Origin of the sequence: Micromonospora sp. NPDC018662 (assembly GCF_044391475.1) — a bacterium.
Lineage (GTDB): Bacteria > Actinomycetota > Actinomycetes > Mycobacteriales > Micromonosporaceae > Micromonospora.
Genome location: NZ_JBISAC010000005.1, coordinates 126,377 through 151,716 on the forward strand (window position 1 = coordinate 126,377; position 25,340 = coordinate 151,716).

Here is a 25,340-nt window from a genome sequence, read left to right on the forward strand (position 1 = left end):
ACCGACGCGACCGGCGTCCGCCACCCAGCGGCACGACGAAGGGCCCGGCCGAAGCGGCCGGGCCCCGATCCGTCGGTTCCGGACTACTCGTCGCGCAGGTCGGCCGCGCTGGCCGCGACCGCACCGATCGAGTCGGCCGCGGAGGTGAGCAGGTCGGCGCCGAGCGCCTGGTCGACGGTGAGCGTCATCAGCGTCTCGCCGCCGGCCTCCCGCCGGGCCACCTGCATGGCGGCGATGTTGATGCCGGCCTCGCCGAGCAGCGTGCCGACCGTGCCGACCACGCCGGGCCGGTCGACGTAGCGCAGGAAGACCAGGATGCCCTCCGCGCCGATCTCCACGTCGAAGCCGTCCACCTCGGTCAGCTTGAGCACGTCCCGGGCGCCGGTGTGCACCGCCGTGCCGGAGACCCGGACGGTCCGCCCGTCCGGCAGCGCGCCGCGCACCGTCACCAGGTTGGGGTGGTCCACGGTCTCGGCCGGCGTGGCCAGCGTGACCTCCACGCCCCGCTCGGCCGCCAGGTGCGGCGCGTTGACGTAGGTGACCTGCTCCTCCACCACGGAGCTGAACAGCCCCTTGGTGGCGGCGAGCTTGAGCACCGACACGTCGTGGGTGGCGATCTCGCCGCGCACCTCGACGGTGACGCTGGCGGCCACGCCACCGGCCAGCGCGGTGAAGGCCCGGCCCAGCTTCTCGGCCAGCGGCAGCAGCGGCCGGACGTCCTCGGCGACCACGCCGCCGGCCTGCACGTTCACCGCGTCCGGCACGAACTCGCCCTGGAGCGCGAGCTTGACGCTCTTCGCCACCGCCAGGCCGGCCTTGTCCTGCGCCTCGTTGGTGGACGCGCCCAGGTGCGGGGTGGCCACCACGTTGTCGAACGCGAACAGCGGCGACGAGGTGCAGGGCTCCTTGGCGTACACGTCGACGCCGGCGCCGGCGACCCGGCCCTCGGCGATCGCGTCCGCGAGCGCCTGCTCGTCGACCAGCCCACCCCGGGCGGCGTTGACGATCCGGACGCCCGGCTTGACGACCGCCAGCTCCTTCTCGCCGATCAGGCCCACGGTCTCCGGCGTCTTCGGCAGGTGGATCGAGATGAAGTCGCTCTCCCGCAGCAGCTCCTCCAGCCCGACCAGGCGCACCCCGAGCTGCGCGGCGCGGGCCGGCTGGATGTACGGGTCGTACGCGATGAGCCGGGTGCCGAACGCGGCGATGCGAGACGCGAACAGCACGCCGATGCGGCCCAGGCCGACCACGCCCACGGTCTTGCCCTGGATCTCCACGCCGGTGTACTTCGACCGCTTCCACTCGCCGGCCTTGAGCGCGGCGCTGGCGCTGGCGGTGTTGCGGGCCACCGCGAGCAGCAGCGCGACGGCCTGCTCGGCGGCGGAGACGATGTTGGAGGTGGGAGCGTTCACCACCATGACGCCGCGCGCGGTGGCGGCGGGCACCTCGACGTTGTCCAGGCCGACGCCGGCGCGGGCGACCACCTTCAGCCGGGGCGCCGCCGCGACCGCCTCGGCGTCGATCTGGGTGGCGCTGCGTACGATCACCGCGTCGGCCTCGGAGAGCGCGGAGAGCAGGGCCGGACGGTCGGTGCCGTCCACGTGGCGCACGTCGAAGTCGTGCGCGAGCACCTCGATGGCGGCGGGGGCGAGTTCTTCGGCGATCAGTACGACAGGATTCATCGGTCCTCGTAGACGTCGTATGCGGTTGGTCCGGGGCGTCGGGACGCCGCGCTGCGCCCTGCGCTGATCCGTGTCCATGGCCGTCAGGTGCCGGCTGCGCACCTACCAGGGATCGTAGGTGGCTCGCCGGTCGTCGTACCTCGGAGTGTGGGGTGAGGGCCCTCACACAGGGTTGTCACACACCGGTCATCCACGGTTCACGCACCCGGAACAGGGCCGACTTTCAAGCGGTATACCTCACAGGCATATTTATGCCTGTGAGGTATACCGCTCGTCATCGTCCTATCTTGTGCGGCGCGACACGCCCGAGGTCAGGCGGTCTCGGTGATCGGGCGGTCGACCCAGCTCATCATGGCGCGCAGCTTCTGCCCGGTCTCCTCGATCGGGTGCGCCGCGCCCTCGGCCCGCCACTTCGCGAAGTTCGGCCGGCCGGCCTCGTCCTCGGCCACCCACTCGCGGGCGAACTCGCCGGACTGGATCTCGCCGAGGATCTTGCGCATCTCGTCCTTGACCCGGGAGTCCACGACCCGGGGGCCGCGGGACAGGTCGCCGTACTCGGCGGTGTCGGAGATGCTGTAGCGCATCCGGGCGATGCCGCCCTCGTACATCAGGTCGACGATCAGCTTCAGCTCGTGCAGGCACTCGAAGTAGGCCACCTCGGGCGCGTAGCCGGCCTCGGTGAGCACCTCGAAGCCGGTCTGCACCAGCGCCGCCGCGCCGCCGCAGAGCACCGCCTGCTCGCCGAAGAGGTCGGTCTCGGTCTCCTCGGTGAACGTGGTCCGGATCGCGCCGGCCCGGGTGCCGCCGATCGCCTTGGCGTACGCCAGCGCGAGGCCGAACGCGTTGCCGCTGGGGTCCTGCTCGACGGCGACCAGGCAGGGCACGCCCTTGCCGTCGACGTACTGGCGGCGGACCAGGTGACCGGGGCCCTTCGGGGCGACCATCGCCACGTCCACGTCGGCCGGCGGCGTGATCAGGCCGTACCGGATGTTGAAGCCGTGGCCGAAGAAGAGGGCCTTGCCGGCGGCCAGGTTCGGCGCGATGGCGTCGGCGTAGAGGCCACGCTGGGCGGTGTCCGGCGCCAGGATCATGATCACGTCGGCCTCGGCCGCCGCCTCGGCCGGGCTCAGCACCCGCAGGCCCTGCTCCTCGGCCTTGGGCCGGCTCTTCGAGCCGGCGGGCAGGCCGATCACCACGTCGACGCCGGAGTCACGCAGCGACAACGCGTGCGCGTGCCCCTGGCTGCCGTACCCGATCACGGCGACCTTGCGACCCTGGATCAGGCCCAGGTCGGCGTCGTCGTCGTAGAAAACCTCAACGCTCATTGACTTCCCTTTCGTACGGCGGTGCCCGTCGGCCCGTCGAAAAACTGGTGGGTACGGATCAGGCGGCGCGCAGCGCCGGGCCGGCGGTGATGGCGCGGGAGCCACGCCCGATGGCCACCGTGCCGGACTGGACCATCTCCTTGATGCCGAACGGCTCCAGGTCACGCAGCAGCGCGTCGAGCTTGTCCGGCGTGCCGGTGGCCTCGATGGTCAGCGTGTCCGGCGCGACGTCGACCACCCGGGCGCGGAACAGGCCGACCGTCTCCAGCACCTGGGCCCGGGCGCTGCGGTCCGCGCGGACCTTGACCAGCAGCAGCTCCCGGGCCACCGAGACCTGCGGATCCAGCTCCACGATCTTGAGGACGTTGACCAGCTTGTTGAGCTGCTTGGTCACCTGCTCCAGCGGCGAGGACTCGGCGTTGACCACGATGGTGATCCGGGAGACGTCCGGGTTCTCGGTCTCGCCCACGGCGAGACTGTCGATGTTGAACCCGCGCCGGGAGAACAGCCCGGAGACCCGGGCCAGGACACCGGGCTTGTTCTCCACCAGCACGGACAGCGTGTGAAGTGTCATTGTCAGATGTCGTCCTCGTCGAACGCGGGGCGGACGCCCCGGGCGAACATGATCTCGTCGTTGCTGGTGCCGGCGGCCACCATCGGCCAGACCATCGCGTCCTTGCCGACCACGAAGTCGATGACCACCGGCGCGTCGGTGATCGCCATGGCCGCCTCGATGGTCCTGTCCACGTCGGCGGCGTTCTCGCAGCGCAGCCCGACGCAGCCGAGCGCCTCGGCGAGCTTGACGAAATCCGGGATGCGGTGCTTGTGCGTGCCCAGCTCGGTGTTGGAGTAGCGCTCCCCGTAGAACAGCGTCTGCCACTGCCGGACCATGCCGAGGTTGCCGTTGTTGATCACGGCGATCTTGACCGGGATGCCCTCCAGCGCGCAGGTCGCCAGCTCCTGGTTGGTCATCTGGAAGCAGCCGTCGCCGTCCACCGCCCAGACCGTGGTGTCCGGCCGGCCCACCTTGGCGCCCATCGCGGCCGGCACGGCGTAGCCCATGGTGCCCAGCCCGCCGGAGTTGAGCCAGGTGTTCGGCTTCTCGTACGAGATGAACTGGCTGGCCCACATCTGGTGCTGGCCGACGCCGGCCACGTAGATCGCGTCCGGGCCGACGATCTCGCCCAACCGCTTGATCACGTACTGCGGGGAGAGCGTGCCGTCGGCCGGCTCCTCGAAACCGAGCGGGTACCGCTCGCGCAGGTCGTCGAGCTGGGTCCACCAGTCGGCCAGGTCGGTGGCCGGGTGGGTGGCCTGCTCGGCGGTGACCGCCGCGATCAGCTCGTCGATCACGTGCCGCGCGTCGCCCACGATCGGGACGTCGGCGTGCCGGTTCTTGCCGATCTCGGCCGGGTCGACGTCGGCGTGCACCACCGTGGCGTCCGGCGCGAACGAGTCCAGCTTGCCGGTCACCCGGTCGTCGAAGCGGGCGCCGAGCGCCACGATCAGGTCGGCCTTCTGCAGGCCGTAGACCGCGGCGACGGTGCCGTGCATGCCGGGCATGCCCAGGTGCTGCCGGTGCGAGTCGGGGAACGCGCCGAGCGCCATCAGCGTGGTGACCACCGGGATCCCGGTCAGCTCGGCCAGCCGGCGCAGCCCCTCGGTGGCGCCGGCCTTGAGCACGCCGCCGCCGACGTAGAGCACCGGACGGCGGGCCGCGGTCATCAGCCGGGCCGCCTCACGGATCTGCTTGCCGTGCGGGTGCAGCGTCGGCCGGTAGCCGGGCAGGTCCAGCGTGGGCGGCCAGGCGAAGGTGGCCGGCGCCTGGAGCACGTCCTTCGGGATGTCGACCAGCACCGGGCCGGGCCGGCCGGTCGAGGCCAGGTGGAACGCCTCGGCGAGCACCTGGGGGATCTCGTCGGCGGTCTGCACCAGGAAGTTGTGCTTGGTGATCGGCAGCGTGATGCCCTGGATGTCGGCCTCCTGGAAGGCGTCCGTGCCGATCGACGGCCGGGCCACCTGGCCGGTGATCGCCACGATCGGCACCGAGTCCATGTAGGCGTCGGCGATCGGGGTGACCAGGTTGGTCGCGCCCGGGCCCGAGGTGGCGATGCAGACGCCGACCCGGCCGGTGGCCTGCGCGTAGCCGGTGGCCGCGTGCCCGGCGCCCTGCTCGTGGCGGACCAGGATGTGCCTGACCGTGGAGTCGTAGAGCGGGTCGTACGCGGGCAGGATCGCGCCACCCGGGATGCCGAAGACCACGTCGACGCCGAGCGCCTCCAGCGACCGCACCAGCGAACCGGCGCCGGAGACGTGCGCGGTGGTGGGCTGCCGTACCGGTGCGCCGGCCGGGTCCGGGCCGGCCGGGACGGCCCGGCTCCCGGCGGGGGCGGCGCCGGCCCGGGCGGCGGGGGCGTGGTCGGCGTCGCCGGCCGCACCGGCGCCCGGGCGGGCTCGTCGGGCGGAGTGGGCGAGGGTCTCTGGCGTGGGTCTCGTCATGGCGGTTCAGGCCTTCGGCTGTGAGTGGGTGACGCGGTTGTCAGGATGGGACGCGGGCGTCCCGGCGATGGTCCGACGGCAACAAAAAAGCCCACGTGCAGGATGCACGGGGCCAGCGCACTCTCGGGAGGAGAGTGCGCTCAGGTAAGTACTCGCAGCGACCGGTTCGACGACATGTGGTCAAGCCTGACGCATCTCACGCGATGAGTCAACTGATCCCACATTCTGGTTCACGGACGTGGGCGTGTCGGTCGCCGACACCCGGTCCGCGCCGGCCGCCACCTGCGGCGACGCCTCCATTGCGGGGCGCGGGGCGGGCGGGTTGTTGCGCAGCCGGGGCAGCAACGGCGACGGGGTACGCGCCGGCGGGGACGGCGGCGCGGGCGGGATCGAGGCGGGACGGTTGCCCGGCGCGGTGGCGGCCTCCAGCATCGCCTCCAGGTGCTCGGCCGGCACCCCCCAGCCGAAGAGCGCGCCCTGACCGAACCGGCAACCGGCGGCCACCACGGCGGCCAGCTCGGTGGGGTTGGTGACCCCCTCGGCGATCACCTCCAGCCCGAGCTGGTGGCCGAGGCGCATGACGATGTCGACCATCGGGGCGAACGCCGGCCCCTCCCGGCCCACCGGGCGGACCGGTTCGTGCTCGGCGACCAGACTGTGGTCGATCTTGAGGATGTCGATCGGCAGCCGCCGTAGCTGCCCGAGCGAGGAGTAGCCGGCGCCGAAGTCGTCAAGCGCGATCCGGACACCGGTCAGGCGCAACGCGGTCAGCCGCCGGATCAGCTCGTCCAGGTCGGTGGCGACGGCGTGCTCGGTCACCTCCAGCACCAGCCGCTGCGGCGGCACGTGGTGCGCGCGCAGCGCGTCGGCCACCTGCACGACGTATTCCGGGGCGTGCAGCTCGCGCGGCGAGACGTTCACCGACACCCAGACGTCGTGCCCGTCGGCCAGCCAGCGGGAGAGCTGGTAACACGCCTGGTGCAGCACCCAGGCGCCGAGCTTGGAGATCATCCCGCACTCCTCGGCCAGCGGGATGAACTCGTCCGGCCGGACGTTGCCCAGCTCCGGGTGACGCCAGCGGAGCAGCGCCTCGGCGCCGACCGGCCGGACCGAGGGCAGCGAGGCCACCGGCTGGAAGACCAGCCGCAGCTCGTCGCGCTCGATCGCGCCGCGCAGCTCGTGCTCCAGCCGGGTGCGCCGGCTCAGCAACTGGTCGTACGTGGCGTCGTAGCGCTCGATCCGGTTCTTGCCGCGCTGCTTGGCGTAGCGCAGCGCCAGGTCGGCGTTGCGCAGCAGCAGCTCGACGTCGTGGTCGCCGGGGCTGCCGGCCACCCCGATGCTGACCGAGAGGAAGACCGGCCCGTCCGCCTCCTCGTACGGGCGGCCGAGCACCCCGAGCAGCCGCTCGGCCACCGGCCCCGGCTCGGCCGAGCCGTGCATCAGCACCGCGAACTCGTCGCCGCCGAGCCGGGCCGCCAGGTCGCCCGGCCGCAGGTTGCCGCGCAGCCGCCGGCCCACCTCGGCCAGCACCGCGTCGCCGACGTCGTGCCCGCGCATGTCGTTGACGTTCTTGAAGCCGTCCAGGTCGAGCCCGAGCAGCACGCAGGGCACGCCCGTCTCGGCACACCGGTGCAGGGCCCGCAGCAGGCCGCGCCGGTTGGCCAGGTCGGTGAGCGGATCGGTGTGCGCCAGCTCGCGGAAGTGCGCCTCCCGCTCGGCCAGCCGGACGGCGTAGCCGCGGACGTCGTTGAGGGCGAGATATTGCCGGGCGACGAGCGCGAACCCCTCGACGCTGCCGGTCACGATGCCGTACCCGTCGAACCGGCCGCCCTGGGTGAGGTGGTACATCGCGGAGGCGGCCATGGCGAACATCGGCACGAACGCGTACTCGCCGTCGCGGCGGATGAGGTCGACGTCGAACCGCGTCGCGTCGGCCCGGCGGCCGGCGACGGCGGTGGCCACCAGGCCGGCCACGGACACCACGGCGCCGGCCAGCAGCATGCCCGGGCCGCCCTGGCAGAGCCCGGCCGCCACGCCCAGCCCGCCGGCGGTCACCGCGATCGCCCCGGCGCCGAGCAGCGCCAGCCAGCCGCGCGGCGGGGCGGCCCGCAACACCAGGATCAGCGTCAACCCCGTGGTGAGCGCCGCGCTGACGGTGGCCAGCAGGATCGGCAGGCAGGCGACCGGGGTGGCGTCGCCGAGCAGCCGGGTCGGCGCGCTGAACGCCACCCAGCCGACGAACCACAACGCGGTCGCCATGATCACGCCGTCGAGCAGCAGCCGGGCGGTGGCGGCCCGGGTCGCGGCGGCGCCGGGCAGCCGCAGCAGCGCCGCGCCGAGACCCAGCCCGGCGACCGTGGTGGACGCCGCGACGAGCGTGGCCCAGCCGGTGCGCTGGCCCGGCCGGTGCGCCCAGTGGTCGCCGGCGAGCAGCAGGCCACCCAGGCCGAGGAGCAGGCTGAGCAGCGCGACCCCGCCGGCCACGGCCAGCAGCAGGTGGGCCTGTCGGCGGGGACTGGTGCGGCGGCGGGCCGACGCGGCGAGCAGCGCGACGGCGCCGGCTGCGGCGAACCCGCTCAGGGCCGCGACGGTGACCATCCCCGGGGACGACTGCACGCGTCCAACTCTGCCGGATCCGCGCCCTCCGTGGGGCACCGGGTGTGCAACTGTTGGGACACAGGGTGTACGGCCGGAGGTCGCCGGGCCGGCGGTGTCAGACTGGTGGACATGCCTGAGCTGCGGTCGAGGACATCCACCCACGGTCGGACGATGGCCGGCGCCCGGGCCCTCTGGCGGGCCACCGGGATGACCGACGACGACTTCGGCAAGCCGATCGTCGCCATCGCCAACAGTTTCACCCAGTTCGTACCCGGTCATGTCCATCTCAAGGACCTCGGCGGCCTGGTCGCCGACGCGGTGGCTGAGGCCGGCGGCGTGGGTCGGGAGTTCAACACGATCGCCGTCGACGACGGCATCGCCATGGGCCACGGCGGCATGCTCTACTCGCTGCCCAGCCGCGAGCTGATCGCCGACGCGGTGGAATACATGGTCAACGCGCACTGCGCGGATGCCCTGGTCTGCATCTCCAACTGCGACAAGATCACCCCGGGCATGCTGCTCGCCGCGCTGCGGCTGAACATCCCGACCGTCTTCGTCTCCGGCGGCCCGATGGAGGCCGGCAAGACGGTGGCGATCGAGGGCGTCGTCCACTCCAAGATCGACCTGATCGACGCCATGATCGCCTCGTCGAACGAGGCGGTCACCGACGACCAGCTCGGCGAGATCGAACGCTCCGCGTGCCCGACCTGCGGCTCCTGCTCCGGCATGTTCACCGCCAACTCGATGAACTGCCTCACCGAGGCGATCGGCCTGGCGCTGCCCGGCAACGGCTCGACGCTGGCCACCCACGCCGCGCGCCGGTCGCTCTTCGTCGAGGCCGGCCGCACCGCCGTGGAGATCGCCAAGCGCTGGTACGACGAGGACGACGCCTCGGTGCTGCCCCGGGCGATCGCCGGCCGGGCCGCGTTCGAGAACGCGGTCGCCCTCGACGTCGCCATGGGCGGCTCGACCAACACGATCCTGCACCTGCTGGCCGCCGCCCGCGAGGCGGAACTGGACTTCGAGGTGGCCGACATCGACGCCATCTCCCGGCGGGTGCCGTGCCTGGCCAAGGTCGCCCCGAACTCACCGAACTACCACATGGAGGACGTGCACCGGGCCGGCGGCATCCCGGCCATCCTCGGCGAGCTGGACCGCGCCGGCCTGCTGCACCGCGACGTGCGCGCGGTGCACTCCCCCAGCCTGGCGCAGTGGCTCGCCGACTGGGACGTGCGCGGCGGCTCGGCCACGCCCGAGGCGGTCGAGCTGTTCCACGCCGCGCCCGGCGGCGTGCGCACCACCGAGCCGTTCTCCACCACCAACCGCTGGTCGTCGCTGGACACCGACGCGGCCGGCGGCTGCATCCGCGACCTCGCGCACGCCTACAGCGCCGACGGCGGGCTGGCCATCCTGCACGGCAACCTGGCCCCGGACGGCTGCGTGGTGAAGACCGCCGGGGTGCCCGAGGAGTGCCTGACGTTCCGCGGGCCGGCCAAGGTCTACGAGTCGCAGGACGACGCGGTGACCGCCATCCTGGCCAAGGAGATCGTCGCCGGCGACGTGGTGGTGATCCGCTACGAGGGCCCGAAGGGCGGCCCCGGCATGCAGGAGATGCTCTACCCCACCTCGTTCCTCAAGGGGCGCGGGCTGGGCCGTTCGTGCGCGTTGCTCACCGACGGGCGGTTCTCCGGCGGCACCTCCGGCCTGTCCATCGGGCACGTCTCCCCGGAGGCGGCCTCCGGCGGGCTGATCGCGCTGGTGCGCGACGGCGACGAGGTCGTCATCGACATCCCGGGCCGCTCCATCGAGCTGAACGTGCCCGCCGACGAACTGGCCGCGCGCCGGGTGGCCGAGGAGAAGCGCGACCGCCCCTACACCCCCATCGACCGGCAGCGCCCGGTCTCGGCCGCGCTGCGCGCGTACGCCTCGATGGCGACCTCGGCCAGCGACGGCGCCTACCGCCGCGTCCCGGAGTAGGTGTAAGGCGGGGCCCCCGCTTAACGCTTTCTGCATAGGCGGGGGCCCCGCTTAACACCCGACGACGAAGCGGACCGGCTCCGTCAGCACGGTGGCCGCGGCCGGAAGGTCGGCGAGGCGTGCGGCGAGGGTCACGTTTCCCCGGAGCCCGGCCCAGGTCCACCAGCGCAGGTCACCGTCGGAACGCACGACGCAGGTACCACCCGGACGCACCTGGTCCGCCTGCGGGGCCAGCAGCATCTGCTCGAGGCTGGGCAGTTGGCTGTCGCCGTCCACCCGTGGACATGCTGACGCCCGATGTCGTCCAGCTCGCAACGCATGCTGAGGGCGTGCAGGAAGACCGCGGCGTGGACGGATGCTGGCGCCCGACGGCGCGTATGTGCGAATGACGCTGCGCAGCCGTTCGCCTTGCGGGTTGGTCAGGATCAGCGGACTGTCGAGATACATCCGGCTGTGGGAATCCCGTGCGCGGTACCGGCTTGGGAACGCTCACAAGTCGACTATCCGACATTGAGCAACGAAGGCCCTGCGCGGTGACCGCCCACCAGGCTCGAATCCGTCGTCCGACAGGTGGTTCGACAGAACACTTGTTGCGATACCCGACAGTAACCCAGACCGTGCTGGGGTACGTCAAGCAGGTCATCCCTCGGAGGCTTCGCAAATGTCGGTCCGGCAACGCCCCACTGAGCAATCTCCGCATCGCACGGACGAACTCCGACAGGACTTGGCGCTGAAACTCTTCAGCGCCTTGTTAGTCCTGATCATGGCAGCGCTCCTCCTGATGCTGCCGCCCATCGTCAATGATCAACTCGAAGCTGCCGTCGACCTGTTGCGACAGCCGGTGGCCGAGGTGGTGGCCGCCGCCGCACTACTTGCCTTCGCTGCTTGGCGGTACCGGTATGCGCTCGGCATAGCGCTGGTCCTCCTGCTCCTGGGCGCCGCGCAGATGACCTACTTCATCGCGACCACCGCCGACGGCCGCGGGATTACCTCACAGGCGAAGGCATGGCGTGAAGTTCGGGCCACCACGACAGAGTCGGGCCGCCGCGAGAACGAGCCGAACGAGAATGGCCGCGCCTACCTTGAGTGGTCGGGCTCCGCTGTCACGCTCCGGCTCAGGTCCGAGAGAGGCACAACTCAGCAGGGATTCAATCTCGCCGCCGGCAACCCGGGCCGACCGTACCTGTTCAGTGCTCGCCTGACCGGGTGGGACGGACGCCTCACATCAAGCTGCCCACTGCTGTTCGGAATCGAGAGCATTCGCAGTTACTACACCTTCCGTCTCGAACGTCAAGCCGATCACTCGCATCAGGCGGCCGCGTATCGAATCCTTCCCATCACCGAGCAGAAGTGGGGGTTCCGGGCGGCAACTCTGGACCAGGCGGATGATCTGCCCTATGTATGGCACTGGAACATCATCCGGCAGTGGGAGGGCAGTGAGGTCAAACTGGCGATCTACTTCGACGGCACGGAATACCACTTTTTCGTCAACGACCGACAGGTGTTCCATCGGCGGATCGACGACAGTCCGCCGCAGCGGGTAGCAGTGGGAGCGACGACCCTCGGGGTCGAGGCCGGCGACCCTCCCGGTCATGGGGAGCCCGAGGATGTGATCTGCCACTTCAGTCACGTCGAACTGCGGGTACAGGATTGACCCGCGATGCTCTCCCCAGCCGGTCGTGGACGGGCGTCAGGTCGCGTAGCTCTACCGCCAGGAGAGCCGCTCGGTGTCCGAGATCCGGACGGGGCCCCGCTCGACACCCGCCCCAGGTAGGGTCCGGCGGCGTGGAGACGACGGTGAGCTACGCGCGACTGGTCCGACCGGCGATCGACCGGGTCTATGTGGGCGCCCGCTGGAAGGCACGCCCCCGCATGGAGGCGTTCTACGCAGAACGCGGCTGCGACCTCGGCGCGGAGAACAGTTTCTTCTCCGGCGTGCTGGCCCGGCCGATGCCGGCCGAGGCGCTCGCCGACGGCCTGGTCTACACGTCCGGAAGCATGGACGCGGAGCTGGCGCAGGGCATCGTCGTCACCGACGACGAGGGCGCCTGGCACCTGACCGAGCGGGGCCGGGAGTTGGCGCTGTTTGCGCAGCGGGCCACCGGCGAGGCCGCCGAGGAGCTGTGGGCGATGCTGCCCGGGGTGCTGCCCGGCCTGAGCATCGTGCCCCGGCTGGCGGACCTGGTCGGCCGGGTGCTGGCGCACGCGCAGGCCACCGGCGGGCCGGCGTTCCGGGCCATGTCCCCGCCGTACGAGCCGGAGGGCGCGTCGCCGGCGCTGCTGCTGGTGACCCGGCTGGGCTCGCTGCGGCACCACCGGGCGGACGCGCACCGGGCCGCGTGGCGGGCCGCCGGGCTGACCGCCGACGGGATCCGCGCGCTGCCGGACGGGCCGGACCGCGCCGCGGTCGAGGCCGACACCGACCGGCGCGACGAACCGGCGTACGCGGTGCTCACCGAGCCCGAGCGGTGGGAGTTGCTCGCCGGTCTCGCCGCCCTGCCCAACTGAGTTAAGCGGGGCCCCCTCCTATACCGAATGCGTTAAGCGGGGCCCCCTCCTTACCAACCAGGCGTACGCCGTCGTCGTCATGGCGGTGGACGGTGTGGTCGTCGCGGGTTACGCGCAGGGTCACCGCCCGGCCGGTGTGCTGCGCGGCGAGCCGGACCAGCGCGGGCACCGGGTCGGCAACCAGCTCGCGGGCCGGTGAGTCGGGCACCGGAAGCGGCTCGTCCGGGTCGGTGGGGACCAGTCCGGCCACGTCGTCGGCCAGGTGGGTGCGGCAGTCGTCGAGCGCCGCCGCCAGGCTGGGTCGGGTGGGCAGGTCGTCCGGGTGCACCGGGGCGTCGCGCGGCCGGACCGCCACCGACCACCACCGGCCGTCCGGCCGCAGCGGATGCCCGGCGTGCTGCCGCATGTCGAGCACGCCGACGTGTAGCGCCAGGTCCAGCCCGAGCACGAGCCGGACCAGCTCGGGCAGCGGCGGCACCTCCGGACGGGCGGCGGTGACGAGGAGCCGGCCCACCCCGGCCCGACGCACGTACTCCCCCACCGGGTCGGCCCCCACCCAGGGCAGGCTGACGTATCCGTCGCGCAGGTCGCGGGCGATCATGTGGCCGCCGTCCGCCTCCGCTAGGTCCTCCGGGCGTACGCCGAAGACGCGCGCCCACGCGCCGAGCCGGTAGCGGTCGGGGAGCTGCACCACCGGCCGGCCGTCCGGCGTGGTGGCCACCGTGCGGGTGACCTCCGGGGAGCCGCTGCGCCAGGTCAGGTGCACCACCCGGTGCCGCAGGTCGGTGACGGTGACCAGCACCGCCGGGCGCTCCGGACCGGGAGCCGAGGCGTCGGGCCCGGATGGTTCGGGTGGCTCGGCGACCCGGCGCAGGGACGCCCGGCCCCGAACCGCCGACCGGCCGGGTGACCCGGCGGAGCGCGGGGCGGTGTGCCACCAGCCGCCGTCCCGCCACACCGCCTGCGCGCCCGGTCGCCCGGTGCCGCCGGCCAGCTCGGCGACGACACGTCGCTCGATCCGGCCGACCGGCCCGGGTGGCGCCGGGATCGCCGGCACCCTCGGCCGGCCGCAGCGCCGGAAGCCGGGATCGAGCAGCCGGGCCGGCGCGGTCAGCCCTCGCTCGGTGAGGCCGGTCAGGGCCGCCCGCGCGTCGGTGCGCGTCAGCGCGGTCGCCAGGTCGGTGCTGCCCTCGGCCGGACCGCCGGGGACGGGTGAGCCGGGCACCTCGAAGCGGACCGTCCACAGCAGACAGTCGGTGCGTCGGCGGACCGTCCCCGGATGACGACTGTCGCACCGGCGGGCCGTCACGACGAGGTCGAGCAGGAGCAGGTCGGCCAGGCGGCAGAGCTGAGCGAGTCGGGCATCCGGGTCCACCGGGGCAGGTGCGGTCGAGCCGCCCACCCAGAGCCGCCAGGGCCGGCGGGCCGCGTCCGCGAGGGCCTGCGCCGCGAGGGCGTGCCGCTGCGCGACGGGCAGCCCGGGACGCCAGGTCGGCGGAAGGCGTACCCGCAGCGGGTCGGGGTCGAGCGCGACGGCGACGGTGGACGCGAGGTCGCGTACCCGAGGAGTCAGGTCGGCCACCGCGCCACCCGCCGCTTCCGGTCGGGGGTCGAGGTCGGCGGGCGTCACCCGGTGGGAGGCGACCGCGCCGGTCTCCGAGTTGGCGACGGTGAGCAGGAGCTGCGCGCGGCGGCGGCCCCGCCACCGGCAGCGCGGGCAGCCGGTGCCGCCGCACCCCGGGCAGGCGGTCACGTCGCTCATCGCGGCGGCCTCGGCGCGCAGGGCCCGTCGTGGTCGACCCGGCGCGCGCACCGGCGGCGGTCGGGCAGCGGCAGGTCGCAGAAGACCCGATGGCGTACGACCTGCTCGTCCTCGAAGCTGACGGTGACCTCGCCGGCGTCCACCTCGGACAGAAAGCTCACCGAGCGGGCCAGCGTGCCGGCGAAGTGACGGGCGGCGGACAGGTCGGCCGCGGTGAACGGCAGATGCGCCACGAAACGCTCACCCATGGGATTCCCAGAATGCGTACACGAGAACACCACTCCCATTTCCGATAACCGCTAGAACAGAGCTTGTGCGCTGGTCATCGTGGAGCGGTATCGGCATTGGCGCGACGCTCTCCGGCCCCGATTCTTGACTTATTTCTGCCCAACGGTTAGGCATTCCGGAGAGGGTATTTCGAGTGTTGCAGAATGGGACGGAGGCGTGGTCGTTGGCGGAAGACATGGGTTCGACGGTGCCGCGACGGCAACTCGGGCGCGCGTTGCGGCAGTTGCGCACCGAGGCCGGGGTGACGCTCGACGCGGCGGCCGAGGCGTTGGAGTGCAGCCGGCAGAAGGTGTGGCGGATCGAGAGCGGCCTCGGGTCGGCGCGCGGCGTGGACGTGCGGGCGATGTGCCAGCTCTACGACGCGAACGCGGAGTTGACCGGCGCGTTGGCCGCGCTGGCGAGCGAGACGAAGGCGAAGGGTTGGTGGCACGCCTACGGAGACGCCATCCCGGACTGGTTCGAGCTGTACGTCGGCCTGGAACAGGCAGCCGGTCGCCTTCGCTTCTTCAAGAACACGTTGGTGCCGGGACTACTCCAGACCAGACGGTATGCCCTCGGCATCTACCAGGTCGATCAGCCGGAGATGAGCCAGGAAGACCGGGAGTTGGCGGTCGAACTGCGGCTGCAACGACAATCCCTGCTGACCCGTCGACTGCCTCGCGCGCCACGGGTGCAGGTGACGCTCTGCGAGTCGGTGCTGCTCCGCCCGGTCGGCGATCCACCGGTGATGGCCGAACAGCTCCGACACCTGCTGGAGCTGACCGACCTGCCGAACATCTCCGTCCGCATCGTCCCCCTGGCAGCCGGGCCGCATGGCGGAAACGTTGCCGGTGAGTTCGTGATGCTGGAGTTCCCACCGGGCAATCGAAGCACCCCGGAGCCCGCCGTCATCTACAGCGAGTCGCTGACGGGCGGGCTCTACCTTGACCGCCCGTCAGAGTTCGCGGCCTACGAGAAGGTTTGGATGAACCTCGATCGACTGGCGCTTGATGGAGGACAATCACGGCATCTGATCAACAAGATCCTTGGGGAGGTTCACCATGGCGCGCCTGACCAACGCCCGATGGCGTAAGAGCACCCGCAGCGCTGGCAATGGGGGTGAGTGCGTCGAGGTGGCCGACAACCTGCCCGGCCTGGTCGCCGTACGCGACAGCAAGGACCCGGCAGGCCCCGTCCTCACCTTCACCCCGGCTGCCTGGACCACCTTCACCGCCCACACCAGGCACAACCGCTGACGCCCGGCCGGTCGGTGGAACGCCATGGGTGTCTCCGGCCCTGTTTGACACCCATGGCGTTCCACTCACCCGGCCTGGGCGCGGCGAGTGGAACCGTGTGGGTGTCACTCGCGACACGGGACGTGCAGTCAGCTAACGGACGGAAGAGCCGGTAAGGGCCGAACCGTTGACGCGGGCGTCGCCGTCCGGCAGTCCGATCCGGCCGGGCGGGTCGCCCGGCACCCGACCGGTCAACTCTTTTCGTGCGTACGCGCCAACGATCACGCCGCTTTCCGGGCCGGCCCGCAGGTAACTTCTCGTACCACCGCCTTCACGAGGAGTCATCGCATGTCCGAGGAGACCTGGCTCGCCGCCCGCCTGATCCCCACCTCCGGCATCAACGGCGCGGAGGAGCAGGAACGCCGGGCGACGTCCGCCCTGTTGGCGGTGATGAGCGCGGTACGGGAGTTCGGGCGGGTGCTGACCCAGTCCCTCGGCGCACCGGCCGGCACGGTGCAGACGTTCATCGAGGTCCCGTTCAAGCTCGGCACCCAGCAACTCTTCCCGGACGGCCTCATCCGCGTCACGCGCGGGCAGCGGCAGTGGACCGCGCTGGTGGAGGTGAAGACCGGCAGCAACGCGCTGCGGTCCGAGCAGGTGGAGGCGTACCTGGACATCGCCCGGGAGCAGGGCTTCGACGCTCTCATCACGATCTCCAACGAGATCGCCCCCGTTCCCGGCCAGCATCCGACCACCATCGACCGCCGGAAGCTGCGCAAGGTCGCGCTCTACCACCTGCCCTGGACGGAGATCCTGACCCAGGCGGTGATCCAGAAGGAGTACCGCGGGGTCGCCGACCCGGACCAGGCATGGGTCCTGGGCGAGCTGATCAGGTACCTCGAACACCCGCGCTCGGGCGCGCTGGAGTTCAGCGACATGGGGCCGGCCTGGGTCCCCGTACGCGATGGGGTGTCGGCCGGAACGCTGCGGGCCGGCGACGGCGGCGCGGCCGAGGTGGCCGGCCGCTTCGACGCCCTGATCCGGTACGCCTGCCTGCGTCTCGGCCGGCAGTTGGGCACCGACGTCACGCCCGCGCTCAGCCGGCGCGACCTGGCCGACCCGGCCGCACGCACCCAGTCACTTGTCAACCAGCTCGTCACCACCGGCACCCTGACCGGCAGCATCCGGATTCCGGGCGCGGTCGGCCACCTCCACGTCACCGCCGACCTGCGGGCCGGGCAGATCGTCTGCCACGTCGACGTGGACGCCCCCCGCACCGGCCGACCGACCACGAGGGTGAACTGGCTGGTCCGCCAACTGAAGGACGCGCCGGAGACGGTACGGATCGAGGCGTTCGCCCTGCACGCCCGGGGCGGTGGCGCGACGGATCTCCTGCGGCAGGTCCGCGCCGAGCCCACCACGCTGATCACCGACCCCGCCCGTGAGCTGCGGTCGTTCCGGGTCGCGCAGAGCACGGCGGCGGGCACCAAGCGGGGCAGCGGGCGGGGCGCGTTCATCGACTCCGTGCTGCACGCGGTCGACGACTTCTACGAACAGATCATCCAGAACCTGAAGCCGTGGCTGCCCGCGCCGCCACGCCTGCGTACACCGGACGACGTCACGCCCGTGCAGCCGGTCGCCGCGAGTCTCGTCTCCACCGCCATCTCCTCGCAGGACAGCCCCGACCTCGACGCCCCGTCGGCGGCGGGCGACGAAGGAGCGACGAGGAACGGGTGAGGCTGCGTGGTCAGCTCACTCCGGGGATGTTCGTCCATTCTTCGATCCAGGAGGCGACCACCGACGTCTGGGTGGCATAACCGCGGGTAAGGTCCACCGAGTCTGCGTAGAAGACCCCATAGACGCGGTCGCCCTGCCAGACGCCCGCGCCCGAATCTCCCTTCAACGGAATCCCGTTGATGGGAGTCAGCAGCATCTCGTCCACGGCGGACCCCTCCACGGACATGGAGCAGACCCGGAGCGACGAGGTCGGCGCCGACGAGGGGACGGATGGCTGATCACGGCCCCAGCCCCGCACGGCGACGGTGACGCCCGACTTCAGGATCGAGTTGGCGTTGTACTTCGCGATGAGGTCCACGTTGCGCACGGACCACTGCAGCTGCATCACCGCGACGTCGTACTTGTTGTTGGGCACCCAGCCGCTGACCGGGACTCCCTCGCCGTACTTCGGCCTGCGGTCTCCGGTCCAGATCTTGAGCTTTCCGGCGTCCTCGTCTTCGAGGCAGTGCTTGGCGGTGAGCACCCAACGCTGACCGATCAGCGTCCCCGTGCACAGGTATTTCGCTCCGGAGTCGGCCCAGACGTTGACCTGGCCACGGAGCACCCCGCTGGTGGTGCCGCCCCAGATGGCCGATGCCGGCGTCGAGCCGGCGAACACCAGCGCGACGGCGAGGCCGGCCGCCGCGGCGGCTGCGGCACCTGAGCGGAACATTCGTCCGATCTTCAACAGGGCTCTCCCCTTCGTAGAAAATGTTGATTCGATGACCGTAATCGATGTCGCATCCGGGCAGCAGAAAGACTGGATGACAAAGCGGTTTCGAGGTGATGACGCGGTCCGGCGCGCCGCGCAGCCCGCCACGACAACGACTTCGATCAGGCGTAGCGGTTGGTGCTGACGCTTTGCTGACCGCGCCACCGACACTCTCATCGGCCGGACCAAGCGCACCCGCTGACGAACCCTGGTGCTGAGCTGGCTTCTCGTGCCTGAGGGTACGGGCGAGGAGAAGTGGTGGGAGGATGGGGCTCCACCACTGGCAGGCTTGTCCCACACAGGCGTGTAGGAGTGTCGATGAACCTTGAGCGGCTGTGGTCCGAGCTGGCGACGGAGATTCTCAGCACCCTTGCCGCCTATCGGTCCCGGTTGTCAGAGATCGACGTACAGGAGAAGGCCGACCAGACCTTGCTCACGGAGGCCGACCTCGCAGTAGAGAAGATGATCATCGACAGGCTCCGCGCCGTGGATCCGGCGGCCCGGGTGCTGGCAGAGGAATCGGGTAGCGGGAGTTGGCGGCCCGACGTCGACGAGGAGCCCGAACGGATCTGGATCATCGATCCGATCGACGGCACGGCAGAGTTCGTCCGACCGCAGAGCACCGAGTTCTGCTCCGTCGTCTGCCTGTTGGAACGGCGGGAGCCGGTGGCGGCACTCATCGTCGCCCCGGAACTCGGCACCGGCCGTGCGCCGGTGGTCGTGCACGCGTCCCGAGCCGACAGCACGATCCTTGTCAACGGACTGCCCGCTACGCTCAACAACGGGCCGGCGCCCGCACTTGTCGCATCTCTGACACGCAGTGCGACGTCCGAGGCACCGCCTCACGAGTCGGCCATGGTCAGGGCTGGATACCGGTTGAAGACCCGCACCACGTCACAGACGCTCGACATGCTCCGCACCGCGCTGGACCTCACCGACCTTGTCGAGGGCGCACCGCGCTTCGACCTCTTCCATCGCCGGCGACAGAAGGTCTGGGACGGCTTGGCGGGCTTGTGCCTGGGTGAGATCGTCGGTCTAATGTCTACGGACATCGATGGAAACAGGCGTCTACCCGTGTCCATCGAGACGCTCGCTCAGCCAGAACCGACTTTCGCCAGCACCGTGATGGGTCGCCCGGAGGCAGTCAAGTGGTTCGTGGAGGTAGCGCGGAACTCCCGCACCGAAACACCGAAGTCCTCGTAGACGTCACGTCGATCATCGGTGCCGATGATTTCGTCACCGCCCAGAACCGCCGCGCGCAACCTGGCGATCCGTTCGCGCGCCAAGCGTTCGTCGAGCTGATCCAGTCATTGATCTTCATGAACCGGGTGTGGGTCGCCCACCCGGTGCTCGCACGACCTACCGCTGCGGACTTCGGCACCAAGCCTCTCCTGCTCCGGGCGTTGGCAGAGGCCAAGCTGCTCCATCCGCTGCACCTGGACGCCGATGAGAGTCAGGCCGCTCGGACCGCCGAGGAGTCCGCTCTTCAGGATCTGCAGAGCTGGCGGGGAAGCCGGGCGCTCGGGCAGTTCATCGAGCAGGCGCTCGCCTGCGACGACGCCATGCCCGGCACCCGTAACTCGCTGTCGAGGCGTATCCATGGCTGGTCCACGTTCCAGGCCGCACATGTCCGCGTCGCCGGTCATCACGCGGACCGGATCGCGACCTCCGACGGTGTGGAGGACGACCCCTTCGGCGAGTGGGCGAGGGCGGCCTCGATCGTCCTACGGGGGCCACTGCAGTCGATGGCCCCGCCGGGTGAGGAGGTGTACGTCGCGGCCACCCTGGCCCGAGGGCTCAAGTACCGGTCGAGAGCGGATGCCACAGGGCTCTCCTACCAGGCACACCCCATACGCAGAGACTTCCTCCTCACCTTCGACCTGTCCCGCGAAGGCGCGGCCGAGGGAGTCGTACTCGACGTCATCAAGGCCATTCGCGGTATCCACCAGTCGCTCGCCACCGCGGCGAGCGAGAGCGACACCCATCAGGTACGGCTGCTCGAGCTGGAGCTACCACTCCTCGGCGGCCGACTCTGGCAGGCCTCGGAGACCGGCAGGCTGGGCGACAACGCATGGGTCGACCTGGTGGTCAGCCGCATCGGCGAGTATCGGCAGAAGGCAGCCGACCTGCGAGCGGCCGTCGCCAGGTGCGTCACCGACGAGGACTACCTTCGCCTCGCACGGGACATCGACGAGGCGAAGAAACAACTGCTCGAACGCCTCGGGTTTCGCAAGATCGCGTTGTCGACGGTGGAGCAGGAACTCGTCAATGGTGTGGCGTCCGTGGCCGAGTCGGTGCCGGGTATTCCGAAGGTCTCGGGAATGTGGATCGGAGCCCGGGTGATCGGCAAGCAGATGGCTGCCACCGGCACGCCGGTGCAGCGGTTCCTCTACAAGGAGTTCTATCGGGCGTGGAAGCGGGCCGGACGCTGACGCGACACCCAGCGTCAGGTGTTAAGCGGGGCCCCCGCCTATGCAGAATGCGTTAATAGGGGGCCCCTCCTTACGGTGTCCCGGTTCGCGAGGAGTAGCACCGCCACGACGACCGGCAGGGCGGCCAGCCAGTACCGGTGCACGAGCGACCAACTCGGCTCGCCCGGCATCGGCCACGGCGAGTACGCCTCGCTGAGGAAGAGGCTCGCCGCCACGAGGACCGCCTGGGTGCCGGGCCCGGCCAGCGCCGCCGTCGACGAGTGCCGGTAGCGGGCGACGACGGCGGCCCCGGCGAGGCCGGTCAGCCCGCACACGGCGGCCTCGACGAAGACGTCCCCGGCAGGTCCGACGGCGGAGGTGCCCGCGGCGCCGCGCACCATGGCGTACAGCGCCAGCCAGCCGATCGCCGCCGGTGCCGAGACCACCAGCAGCCGCAGCCACTGGCGCAGCCAGCGTGGCGTGGGCCCGACAGTCATCGGGGCCATCGGGTCCACCATCGCGAAGCTCGCCGCCGCCCCGAACAGCACCGCCGCCACCCGCAGCCCCCACAGCGCCGCCCCCGGTGCGGGGTCGTCGAGCAGGGCGGGCAGCACGGCGAGGACCGCCATCGACGCGGCCACCGCGGGCGGTCCCCACGGCACCGCGCGGAGCAGCGGTCGTACCAGGAGGAGAGCCTGCCGCCGGCGCACGCTCACCGGCACGACGTGGCCTGGTCGGTCCCCACGGGGGCGAGGCGTCCGACGCCGAGCGGATGGAGGAGGTCGCCGACCGGCGCGGCCGAGACGACGGCGTCCCAGTGCGCCGCCAGGACCGCCGTCACCCGGGCACGCGGCTGGCCGAGCAGCGCGACGGCGGCGGCGGTCTCCGCCCGGCCTGCCGTCAGCCGGCCGAGTCGCACCTGGTTGCCGTCCAGCATCGCCCGGCCGTCGGGCAGCGCCTGCGCGATCAGCCACAGCGCCACGACGGTGCGGAGCTGGCCCGCGCCCGAACACGTCCGTTCGCCGAACGGATCGTCAGCGGTCGGCTGCGGCAGGGCGGTCACGGCCCGCACGTACCGCTGGACCAGGCCGACCCGGGACTGCGCCGCCCAGGTGCCGTGTCGGCCCCAGACGAGGTCGACGTCCACGGTCGGCGGCGCCACCGAGACCGGCGGCAACAATCGGACGCCGACGTGCTGCCGTACGCCCGGCAGGGCACCGGCCACGCCCGCCGGCACGGCCCGCACCACCGGAGCGACGGCGTCCCGCCACAGCGGAATCCACCGCCGGTAGCCCGGCAGCGCGCAGTACCGCACCGCGTCGTGCTCCTCGCACCGCAGGACGGTGGGCCCGACGTACCCGTCCATCATCGCCTCGGTCACCGGCATGTCGACGCTGCCCGGCCGGTCCCGCGCCTGCTGCGACACCGCCACCGCGCCCAGCGCCACGGCGAGCACCGCGACCACCGCCGACACCACCGTGCGGTGCCGCGCCAGGGCGCCCGCCACCACCACGGCCAGCAGCGCCAGCAGGTAGGCCGCGTGCCAACCGGTCGGCTCCGGAGCACCCGGCGCCCAGTTCGGCGTCAGCAGCACCGGTGACAGCCACCGGCCGACGTTGTCGCCGCCGACGGCGGGCAGCAGGAGAACCGTCATCGCGCCGGCCACCACCGCGAGGGGGCCGGCCGCGGTCGCCGGCAGCCACCGGCCCACCGTGATCCCGAGGGCGACGCCGATCGGCGGGACCAGCACGACGGGTGCCAGGTTCCACCCGTCGAAGGTGCCGGCCGGCACGTCCGGCAGCAGCAACACCAGTTGGGCGCCCAGGACGAGCACGGCCAGCAGCCCGGCGACCGGGATCAGCACGAGCAACGCGATCGTCCGCCGGGCCGGCCCGGCCGGCAGGCTGGTGGTCGCCTCGGTCGCTGCGTACCGCTGGTCGCGGGACGCGGCGAGGTGTCCGAGCGCGAGCAGGACGCCGGCCAGCACCACCGCGGCCATGCCGGCGTCGTCGGCGATGCTGTCCCAGGTCGGCATCCGGGTCCAGCCCCACACGGTGCCCAACGCCACGGTCACCGCCGCGCCGGCCCAGAGCGTCACGCTCCGCAGGAGGATCCGCGTCTCGGCGCGCGCGAGGGCCCGGGTGGCCACCCGAGGTGGGGGTACCGGCCGGACGGCGGACGGCCCCACGGTGCTGACGCTCATCGCGGCGTCCCGACAGCGGCGGGGCCGAGCAACGTCAGGTAGCCGTCCTCGAGCGAGGGCGCGGTCGGCTCTCCACCGTCCGGTCGCTCACCCAGCGTCCGGTACCGGCCGTCCGCCGTACGCCAGTAGGTGCGCGAGCCGCCCGGCGGCTGCGCGGACAGCCAGACCCGGTCACCGGCCAGGCCGGCGAGGGCGGGCGGCGTGCCGTCGAAGACGGTACGTCCGTCCCGCATGACGACGACCCGTTCGCACAGCGCGCCCACGTCCTCCGTCTGGTGGGTGGACAGCAGCACGGTCCGGCTCTCGCCGAGGCGGGAGATCAGGGCGCGGAAGCTCATCCGCTGTTCGGGATCGAGCCCCACGGTCGGCTCGTCGAGGATCACCAGCTCCGGGTTGCCCAACAGGGCCTGGGCCAGCGCCACCCGCTGCCGCATCCCGCCGGACAGCTTGCGGACCTTCGTCCCGGCCCGGTCGCTGAGCTGGACCTCCGCCAGCACCCGGCGCACCTCGCGGTGCCGTTCGCGCCGGTCGGTCAGTTCCTTGAGCACGGCGACGTAGTCGAGCAGGGCGAAGGCGGTGAAGTTCGGGTAGAGCCCCGGATTCTGCGGCAGGTAGCCGAGGCGGCGGCGCAGGTCGGTCCGCTGCTCGACCACGGTCGGGTCGCGCCCGAGGATCTCGAGCCGGCCGCGGTCGGGGGCCAGCGCCGTGGCCAGGCAGCGCAACAGGGTCGTCTTGCCCGCGCCGTTGGGGCCGAGGAAACCGGTCAGCCCGGTCCCGATCTCCAGGTCGACGTCGTCCAGGGCGACGGTGGAGCCGAACCGCTTGCCGAGCCCGGCGATGCGAACGGTGGTCAACGGGACCCTCCCGGTTCGAGGCGGCGTCGCCGCATGATCAGGATCAGGGCGGCCACCAGCCCGGCGACCAGATATGCCGCCTGCGCCGCCGGCCCGAAGAGCTGCCGCCGCACCGCCGCGTCGACCGGGACGCCGGGGGTGGCCAGGACGTTCGTCAACACGGTCACCGTGGTCAGCCAGCCGCCGCCGAGCAGGCCGGCGGCCAGCGGCAGCGGCATCACCGTGGCCAGGGCCAGGGAGCCGAGGCAGAGCAGGAACGCCGGCAGCAGCCAGGCCACCGCGTACCAACCGCGGTCGGGCAGCAGCATGGCGGCCACGACGCCCATGCTCATCGACACGCCCACCACGGCCAGGGCCCGCCACAGCACCAGACCCGGGCCGGCCGTCGGCGTCGTCGAGGTGATCTCGTGCAGGCGGTCGACCACCGCGCCGTACGCGGTCGCCACGGCGAGCACCGGCAGCACCGGCGCCGCCACGAGGAACCACAGCAGGGTGGGCTGCCCCTCCCGGCCCAGGTAGGCGGCCGAGACGGCAAAGGCGAGCACCACCGCCGTGGCCGCCAGCCAGGAGCGGCGCAACGCCGGGGTGGCCGCCAGGACGAGCGCCCGGTGCTCGGGCACGCCCAGCCGGCACAGCGCCCGTTCGGCGAGACTGCGGCGCGGCGCCTGCACCACGTCGAGCACGGCCTGGAAGTTGTCGTCGAGCCAGCGGACATCGACCGTGACGGTGCTCCGGCAGGGCGGGCAGCCGGTCAGGTGGGCCTCCACCGCCATCACCCGGGGCGTGTCGAGCCCACCCCGCTGATATTCGTCGATCAGCTCCGGGTGCACGTGCCAGCTCATCCGTCCCTCCTCCGCGTTCATGCCAGCAACTCCCGCAGTCGTGCCCGGGCCCGCATCAGGCGGGTCTTGGCGGTGCCCTCCGGAACGCCGAGCAGTCGGGCCGCCTCGCGCACCGTCAGCCCGTCGATCGCGGTGCTCTGGATGACCGCCCTCAGCTCGGGCGGGAGGCGGGACAGCGCGGTGCCCAGGTCGCCGTGCTCGACGCCGAGCAGCACCAGTTCCTCGGCGGACGGCGTCGTCGCGGCCCCGTCGGGCAGGCTCTCCCCGGAGCCGCCCAGCCATCGATGGGCCGGCCCGCGCATGGTGGAGATCAGACGTCGGATGGCGATGGTCCAGATCCACCCGGCGGCGTCCGCGCCGGTGTCCGCGTACCGGTGGGCGTCGCGCCACACCGCCACGAACGTGTCCTGGACAGCGGCGTCGACGACGTCGGGGTCGGCGCAGCGCCGGGTCAGCCGGGCGCGCAGCCACGGGGCGTGCCGCCGGTGCAGGAGTTGCAGCGCGTCGACCTGCGACCGGGCCACCGCGCGCAGCAGCTCGACGTCGCTGCTGCGTTCCGTGACGGGCCCGTCCCCGCCTTGGCTCTTCCGCTGCACACAAGAACTATCGCGGTCGCGCCCGCGTTCGGTTCACGGCGGCACCAGCTGTTAATAGGGGCCCCCGCCTATGCAGAATGCGTTAAGCGGGGG

The 25,340-nt window shown here is 71.9% G+C and carries 22 protein-coding genes; 8 read left to right on the plus strand and 14 right to left on the minus strand.

Translation table 11 applies throughout. The features are described 5' to 3' along the window. Positions 1-83: 83 nt before the first annotated feature. The 5 genes from serA to ACH495_RS17175 all read right to left on the minus strand — a co-directional run bounded on the left by serA (position 84) and on the right by ACH495_RS17175 (position 8,104). On the minus strand, positions 84-1,682 hold the full coding sequence (gene serA / locus ACH495_RS17155; protein ID WP_396858694.1) for a phosphoglycerate dehydrogenase: 1,599 nt from the start codon (positions 1,680-1,682) through the stop codon (positions 84-86). 311 nt (positions 1,683-1,993) lie between these two features. Then, complete coding sequence (ilvC, locus tag ACH495_RS17160) at positions 1,994-3,007, minus strand: ketol-acid reductoisomerase (RefSeq protein WP_396858695.1); 1,014 nt, start codon at positions 3,005-3,007, stop codon at positions 1,994-1,996. 58 nt (positions 3,008-3,065) lie between these two features. Beyond that, on the minus strand, positions 3,066-3,581 hold the full coding sequence (gene ilvN, locus ACH495_RS17165; RefSeq protein WP_091063901.1) for an acetolactate synthase small subunit: 516 nt from the start codon (positions 3,579-3,581) through the stop codon (positions 3,066-3,068). A gap of 2 nt (positions 3,582-3,583) precedes the next feature. Then, on the minus strand, positions 3,584-5,506 hold the full coding sequence (locus ACH495_RS17170; RefSeq protein ID WP_396858696.1) for an acetolactate synthase large subunit: 1,923 nt from the start codon (positions 5,504-5,506) through the stop codon (positions 3,584-3,586). 180 nt (positions 5,507-5,686) lie between these two features. Next, on the minus strand, positions 5,687-8,104 hold the full coding sequence (locus ACH495_RS17175; protein ID WP_396858998.1) for a putative bifunctional diguanylate cyclase/phosphodiesterase: 2,418 nt from the start codon (positions 8,102-8,104) through the stop codon (positions 5,687-5,689). Positions 8,105-8,233: 129 nt separating this feature from the next. Here ACH495_RS17175 and ilvD point away from each other — a divergent pair, with 129 nt between their 5' ends. Next, positions 8,234-10,081, plus strand: coding sequence for a dihydroxy-acid dehydratase (gene ilvD / locus ACH495_RS17180; protein WP_396858697.1), 1,848 nt, complete (start codon positions 8,234-8,236; stop codon positions 10,079-10,081). 51 nt (positions 10,082-10,132) lie between these two features. On the opposite strand, the gene ACH495_RS17185 is transcribed toward ilvD, so the two are convergent. Beyond that, positions 10,133-10,357 (minus strand): hypothetical protein, encoded by a 225-nt coding sequence (locus ACH495_RS17185; RefSeq protein ID WP_396858698.1) that lies wholly within the window; start codon positions 10,355-10,357, stop codon positions 10,133-10,135. 385 nt (positions 10,358-10,742) lie between these two features. Here ACH495_RS17185 and ACH495_RS17190 point away from each other — a divergent pair, with 385 nt between their 5' ends. Both ACH495_RS17190 and ACH495_RS17195 read left to right on the plus strand, forming a co-directional pair. Further along, positions 10,743-11,735, plus strand: a complete 993-nt coding sequence (locus tag ACH495_RS17190; RefSeq protein WP_396858699.1) for a hypothetical protein — start codon at positions 10,743-10,745, stop codon at positions 11,733-11,735. A 131-nt stretch (positions 11,736-11,866) separates the two neighbouring features. After that, the gene (locus ACH495_RS17195; RefSeq protein WP_396858700.1) at positions 11,867-12,589 is read left to right on the plus strand and encodes a hypothetical protein; all 723 of its coding nucleotides are present in this window, start codon (positions 11,867-11,869) and stop codon (positions 12,587-12,589) included. 1 nt (position 12,590) lies between these two features. Here ACH495_RS17195 and ACH495_RS17200 read toward each other — a convergent pair whose 3' ends face one another. Beyond that, on the minus strand, positions 12,591-14,351 hold the full coding sequence (locus ACH495_RS17200) for a hypothetical protein (protein WP_396858701.1): 1,761 nt from the start codon (positions 14,349-14,351) through the stop codon (positions 12,591-12,593). After that, on the minus strand, positions 14,348-14,599 hold the full coding sequence (locus ACH495_RS17205) for a hypothetical protein (protein ID WP_396858702.1): 252 nt from the start codon (positions 14,597-14,599) through the stop codon (positions 14,348-14,350). The genes ACH495_RS17200 and ACH495_RS17205 overlap by 4 nt, the downstream gene beginning before the upstream one ends. A gap of 203 nt (positions 14,600-14,802) precedes the next feature. Here ACH495_RS17205 and ACH495_RS17210 point away from each other — a divergent pair, with 203 nt between their 5' ends. The 3 genes from ACH495_RS17210 to ACH495_RS17220 all read left to right on the plus strand — a co-directional run bounded on the left by ACH495_RS17210 (position 14,803) and on the right by ACH495_RS17220 (position 17,590). Then, positions 14,803-15,711, plus strand: coding sequence for a helix-turn-helix domain-containing protein (locus ACH495_RS17210; RefSeq protein ID WP_396858703.1), 909 nt, complete (start codon positions 14,803-14,805; stop codon positions 15,709-15,711). After that, complete coding sequence (locus ACH495_RS17215) at positions 15,680-15,874, plus strand: DUF397 domain-containing protein (RefSeq protein ID WP_396858704.1); 195 nt, start codon at positions 15,680-15,682, stop codon at positions 15,872-15,874. The genes ACH495_RS17210 and ACH495_RS17215 overlap by 32 nt, the downstream gene beginning before the upstream one ends. A gap of 327 nt (positions 15,875-16,201) precedes the next feature. Continuing rightward, entirely contained in the window at positions 16,202-17,590 is a 1,389-nt protein-coding gene (locus ACH495_RS17220; protein ID WP_396858705.1) for a stress response protein, read from the plus strand. A gap of 10 nt (positions 17,591-17,600) precedes the next feature. On the opposite strand, the gene ACH495_RS17225 is transcribed toward ACH495_RS17220, so the two are convergent. Next, on the minus strand, positions 17,601-18,317 hold the full coding sequence (locus ACH495_RS17225) for a trypsin-like serine protease (protein WP_396858706.1): 717 nt from the start codon (positions 18,315-18,317) through the stop codon (positions 17,601-17,603). Positions 18,318-18,659: 342 nt separating this feature from the next. Here ACH495_RS17225 and ACH495_RS17230 point away from each other — a divergent pair, with 342 nt between their 5' ends. Both ACH495_RS17230 and ACH495_RS17235 read left to right on the plus strand, forming a co-directional pair. Then, positions 18,660-19,544 (plus strand): inositol monophosphatase family protein, encoded by an 885-nt coding sequence (locus ACH495_RS17230; RefSeq protein ID WP_396858707.1) that lies wholly within the window; start codon positions 18,660-18,662, stop codon positions 19,542-19,544. After that, positions 19,490-20,773, plus strand: a complete 1,284-nt coding sequence (locus ACH495_RS17235; protein WP_396858708.1) for a hypothetical protein — start codon at positions 19,490-19,492, stop codon at positions 20,771-20,773. The genes ACH495_RS17230 and ACH495_RS17235 overlap by 55 nt, the downstream gene beginning before the upstream one ends. Before the next feature lie 38 nt (positions 20,774-20,811). Here the strand turns inward: ACH495_RS17235 and ACH495_RS17240 are convergent, their stop codons facing one another. From ACH495_RS17240 to ACH495_RS17260, 5 genes are read right to left on the minus strand one after another with little or no spacing between them, the layout of a single operon-like run. Further along, on the minus strand, positions 20,812-21,468 hold the full coding sequence (locus ACH495_RS17240) for a hypothetical protein (protein WP_396858709.1): 657 nt from the start codon (positions 21,466-21,468) through the stop codon (positions 20,812-20,814). Next, the gene (locus tag ACH495_RS17245) at positions 21,465-22,955 is read right to left on the minus strand and encodes a hypothetical protein (RefSeq protein WP_396858710.1); all 1,491 of its coding nucleotides are present in this window, start codon (positions 22,953-22,955) and stop codon (positions 21,465-21,467) included. The genes ACH495_RS17240 and ACH495_RS17245 overlap by 4 nt, the downstream gene beginning before the upstream one ends. Next, the gene (locus tag ACH495_RS17250; RefSeq protein WP_396858711.1) at positions 22,952-23,809 is read right to left on the minus strand and encodes an ATP-binding cassette domain-containing protein; all 858 of its coding nucleotides are present in this window, start codon (positions 23,807-23,809) and stop codon (positions 22,952-22,954) included. Before ACH495_RS17250 ends, ACH495_RS17245 begins: the two co-directional genes overlap by 4 nt. Next, positions 23,806-24,651, minus strand: a complete 846-nt coding sequence (locus ACH495_RS17255) for a zf-HC2 domain-containing protein (protein WP_396858712.1) — start codon at positions 24,649-24,651, stop codon at positions 23,806-23,808. Before ACH495_RS17255 ends, ACH495_RS17250 begins: the two co-directional genes overlap by 4 nt. A 17-nt stretch (positions 24,652-24,668) precedes the next feature. Beyond that, a complete protein-coding gene (locus ACH495_RS17260) occupies positions 24,669-25,247 on the minus strand; it encodes an RNA polymerase sigma factor (RefSeq protein ID WP_396858713.1) in 579 nt (192 codons plus the stop codon). Positions 25,248-25,340 lie beyond the last annotated feature (93 nt).

Excerpts from the sequence above, each read along its gene's own strand:
- serA (WP_396858694.1), bottom strand. The coding sequence starts at position 1,682 with ATGAATCCTGTCGTACTGATCGCCGAAGAACTCGCCCCCGCCGCCATC.
- ilvC (WP_396858695.1), bottom strand. The coding sequence starts at position 3,007 with ATGAGCGTTGAGGTTTTCTACGACGACGACGCCGACCTGGGCCTGATC.
- ilvN (WP_091063901.1), bottom strand. The coding sequence starts at position 3,581 with ATGACACTTCACACGCTGTCCGTGCTGGTGGAGAACAAGCCCGGTGTC.
- ACH495_RS17170 (WP_396858696.1), bottom strand. The coding sequence starts at position 5,506 with ATGACGAGACCCACGCCAGAGACCCTCGCCCACTCCGCCCGACGAGCC.
- ACH495_RS17175 (WP_396858998.1), bottom strand. The coding sequence starts at position 8,104 with ATGGTCACCGTCGCGGCCCTGAGCGGGTTCGCCGCAGCCGGCGCCGTC.
- ilvD (WP_396858697.1), top strand. The coding sequence starts at position 8,234 with ATGCCTGAGCTGCGGTCGAGGACATCCACCCACGGTCGGACGATGGCC.
- ACH495_RS17190 (WP_396858699.1), top strand. The coding sequence starts at position 10,743 with ATGTCGGTCCGGCAACGCCCCACTGAGCAATCTCCGCATCGCACGGAC.
- ACH495_RS17200 (WP_396858701.1), bottom strand. The coding sequence starts at position 14,351 with ATGAGCGACGTGACCGCCTGCCCGGGGTGCGGCGGCACCGGCTGCCCG.
- ACH495_RS17205 (WP_396858702.1), bottom strand. The coding sequence starts at position 14,599 with ATGGGTGAGCGTTTCGTGGCGCATCTGCCGTTCACCGCGGCCGACCTG.
- ACH495_RS17215 (WP_396858704.1), top strand. The coding sequence starts at position 15,680 with ATGGCGCGCCTGACCAACGCCCGATGGCGTAAGAGCACCCGCAGCGCT.
- ACH495_RS17220 (WP_396858705.1), top strand. The coding sequence starts at position 16,202 with ATGTCCGAGGAGACCTGGCTCGCCGCCCGCCTGATCCCCACCTCCGGC.
- ACH495_RS17230 (WP_396858707.1), top strand. The coding sequence starts at position 18,660 with ATGAACCTTGAGCGGCTGTGGTCCGAGCTGGCGACGGAGATTCTCAGC.
- ACH495_RS17245 (WP_396858710.1), bottom strand. The coding sequence starts at position 22,955 with ATGAGCGTCAGCACCGTGGGGCCGTCCGCCGTCCGGCCGGTACCCCCA.
- ACH495_RS17255 (WP_396858712.1), bottom strand. The coding sequence starts at position 24,651 with ATGAGCTGGCACGTGCACCCGGAGCTGATCGACGAATATCAGCGGGGT.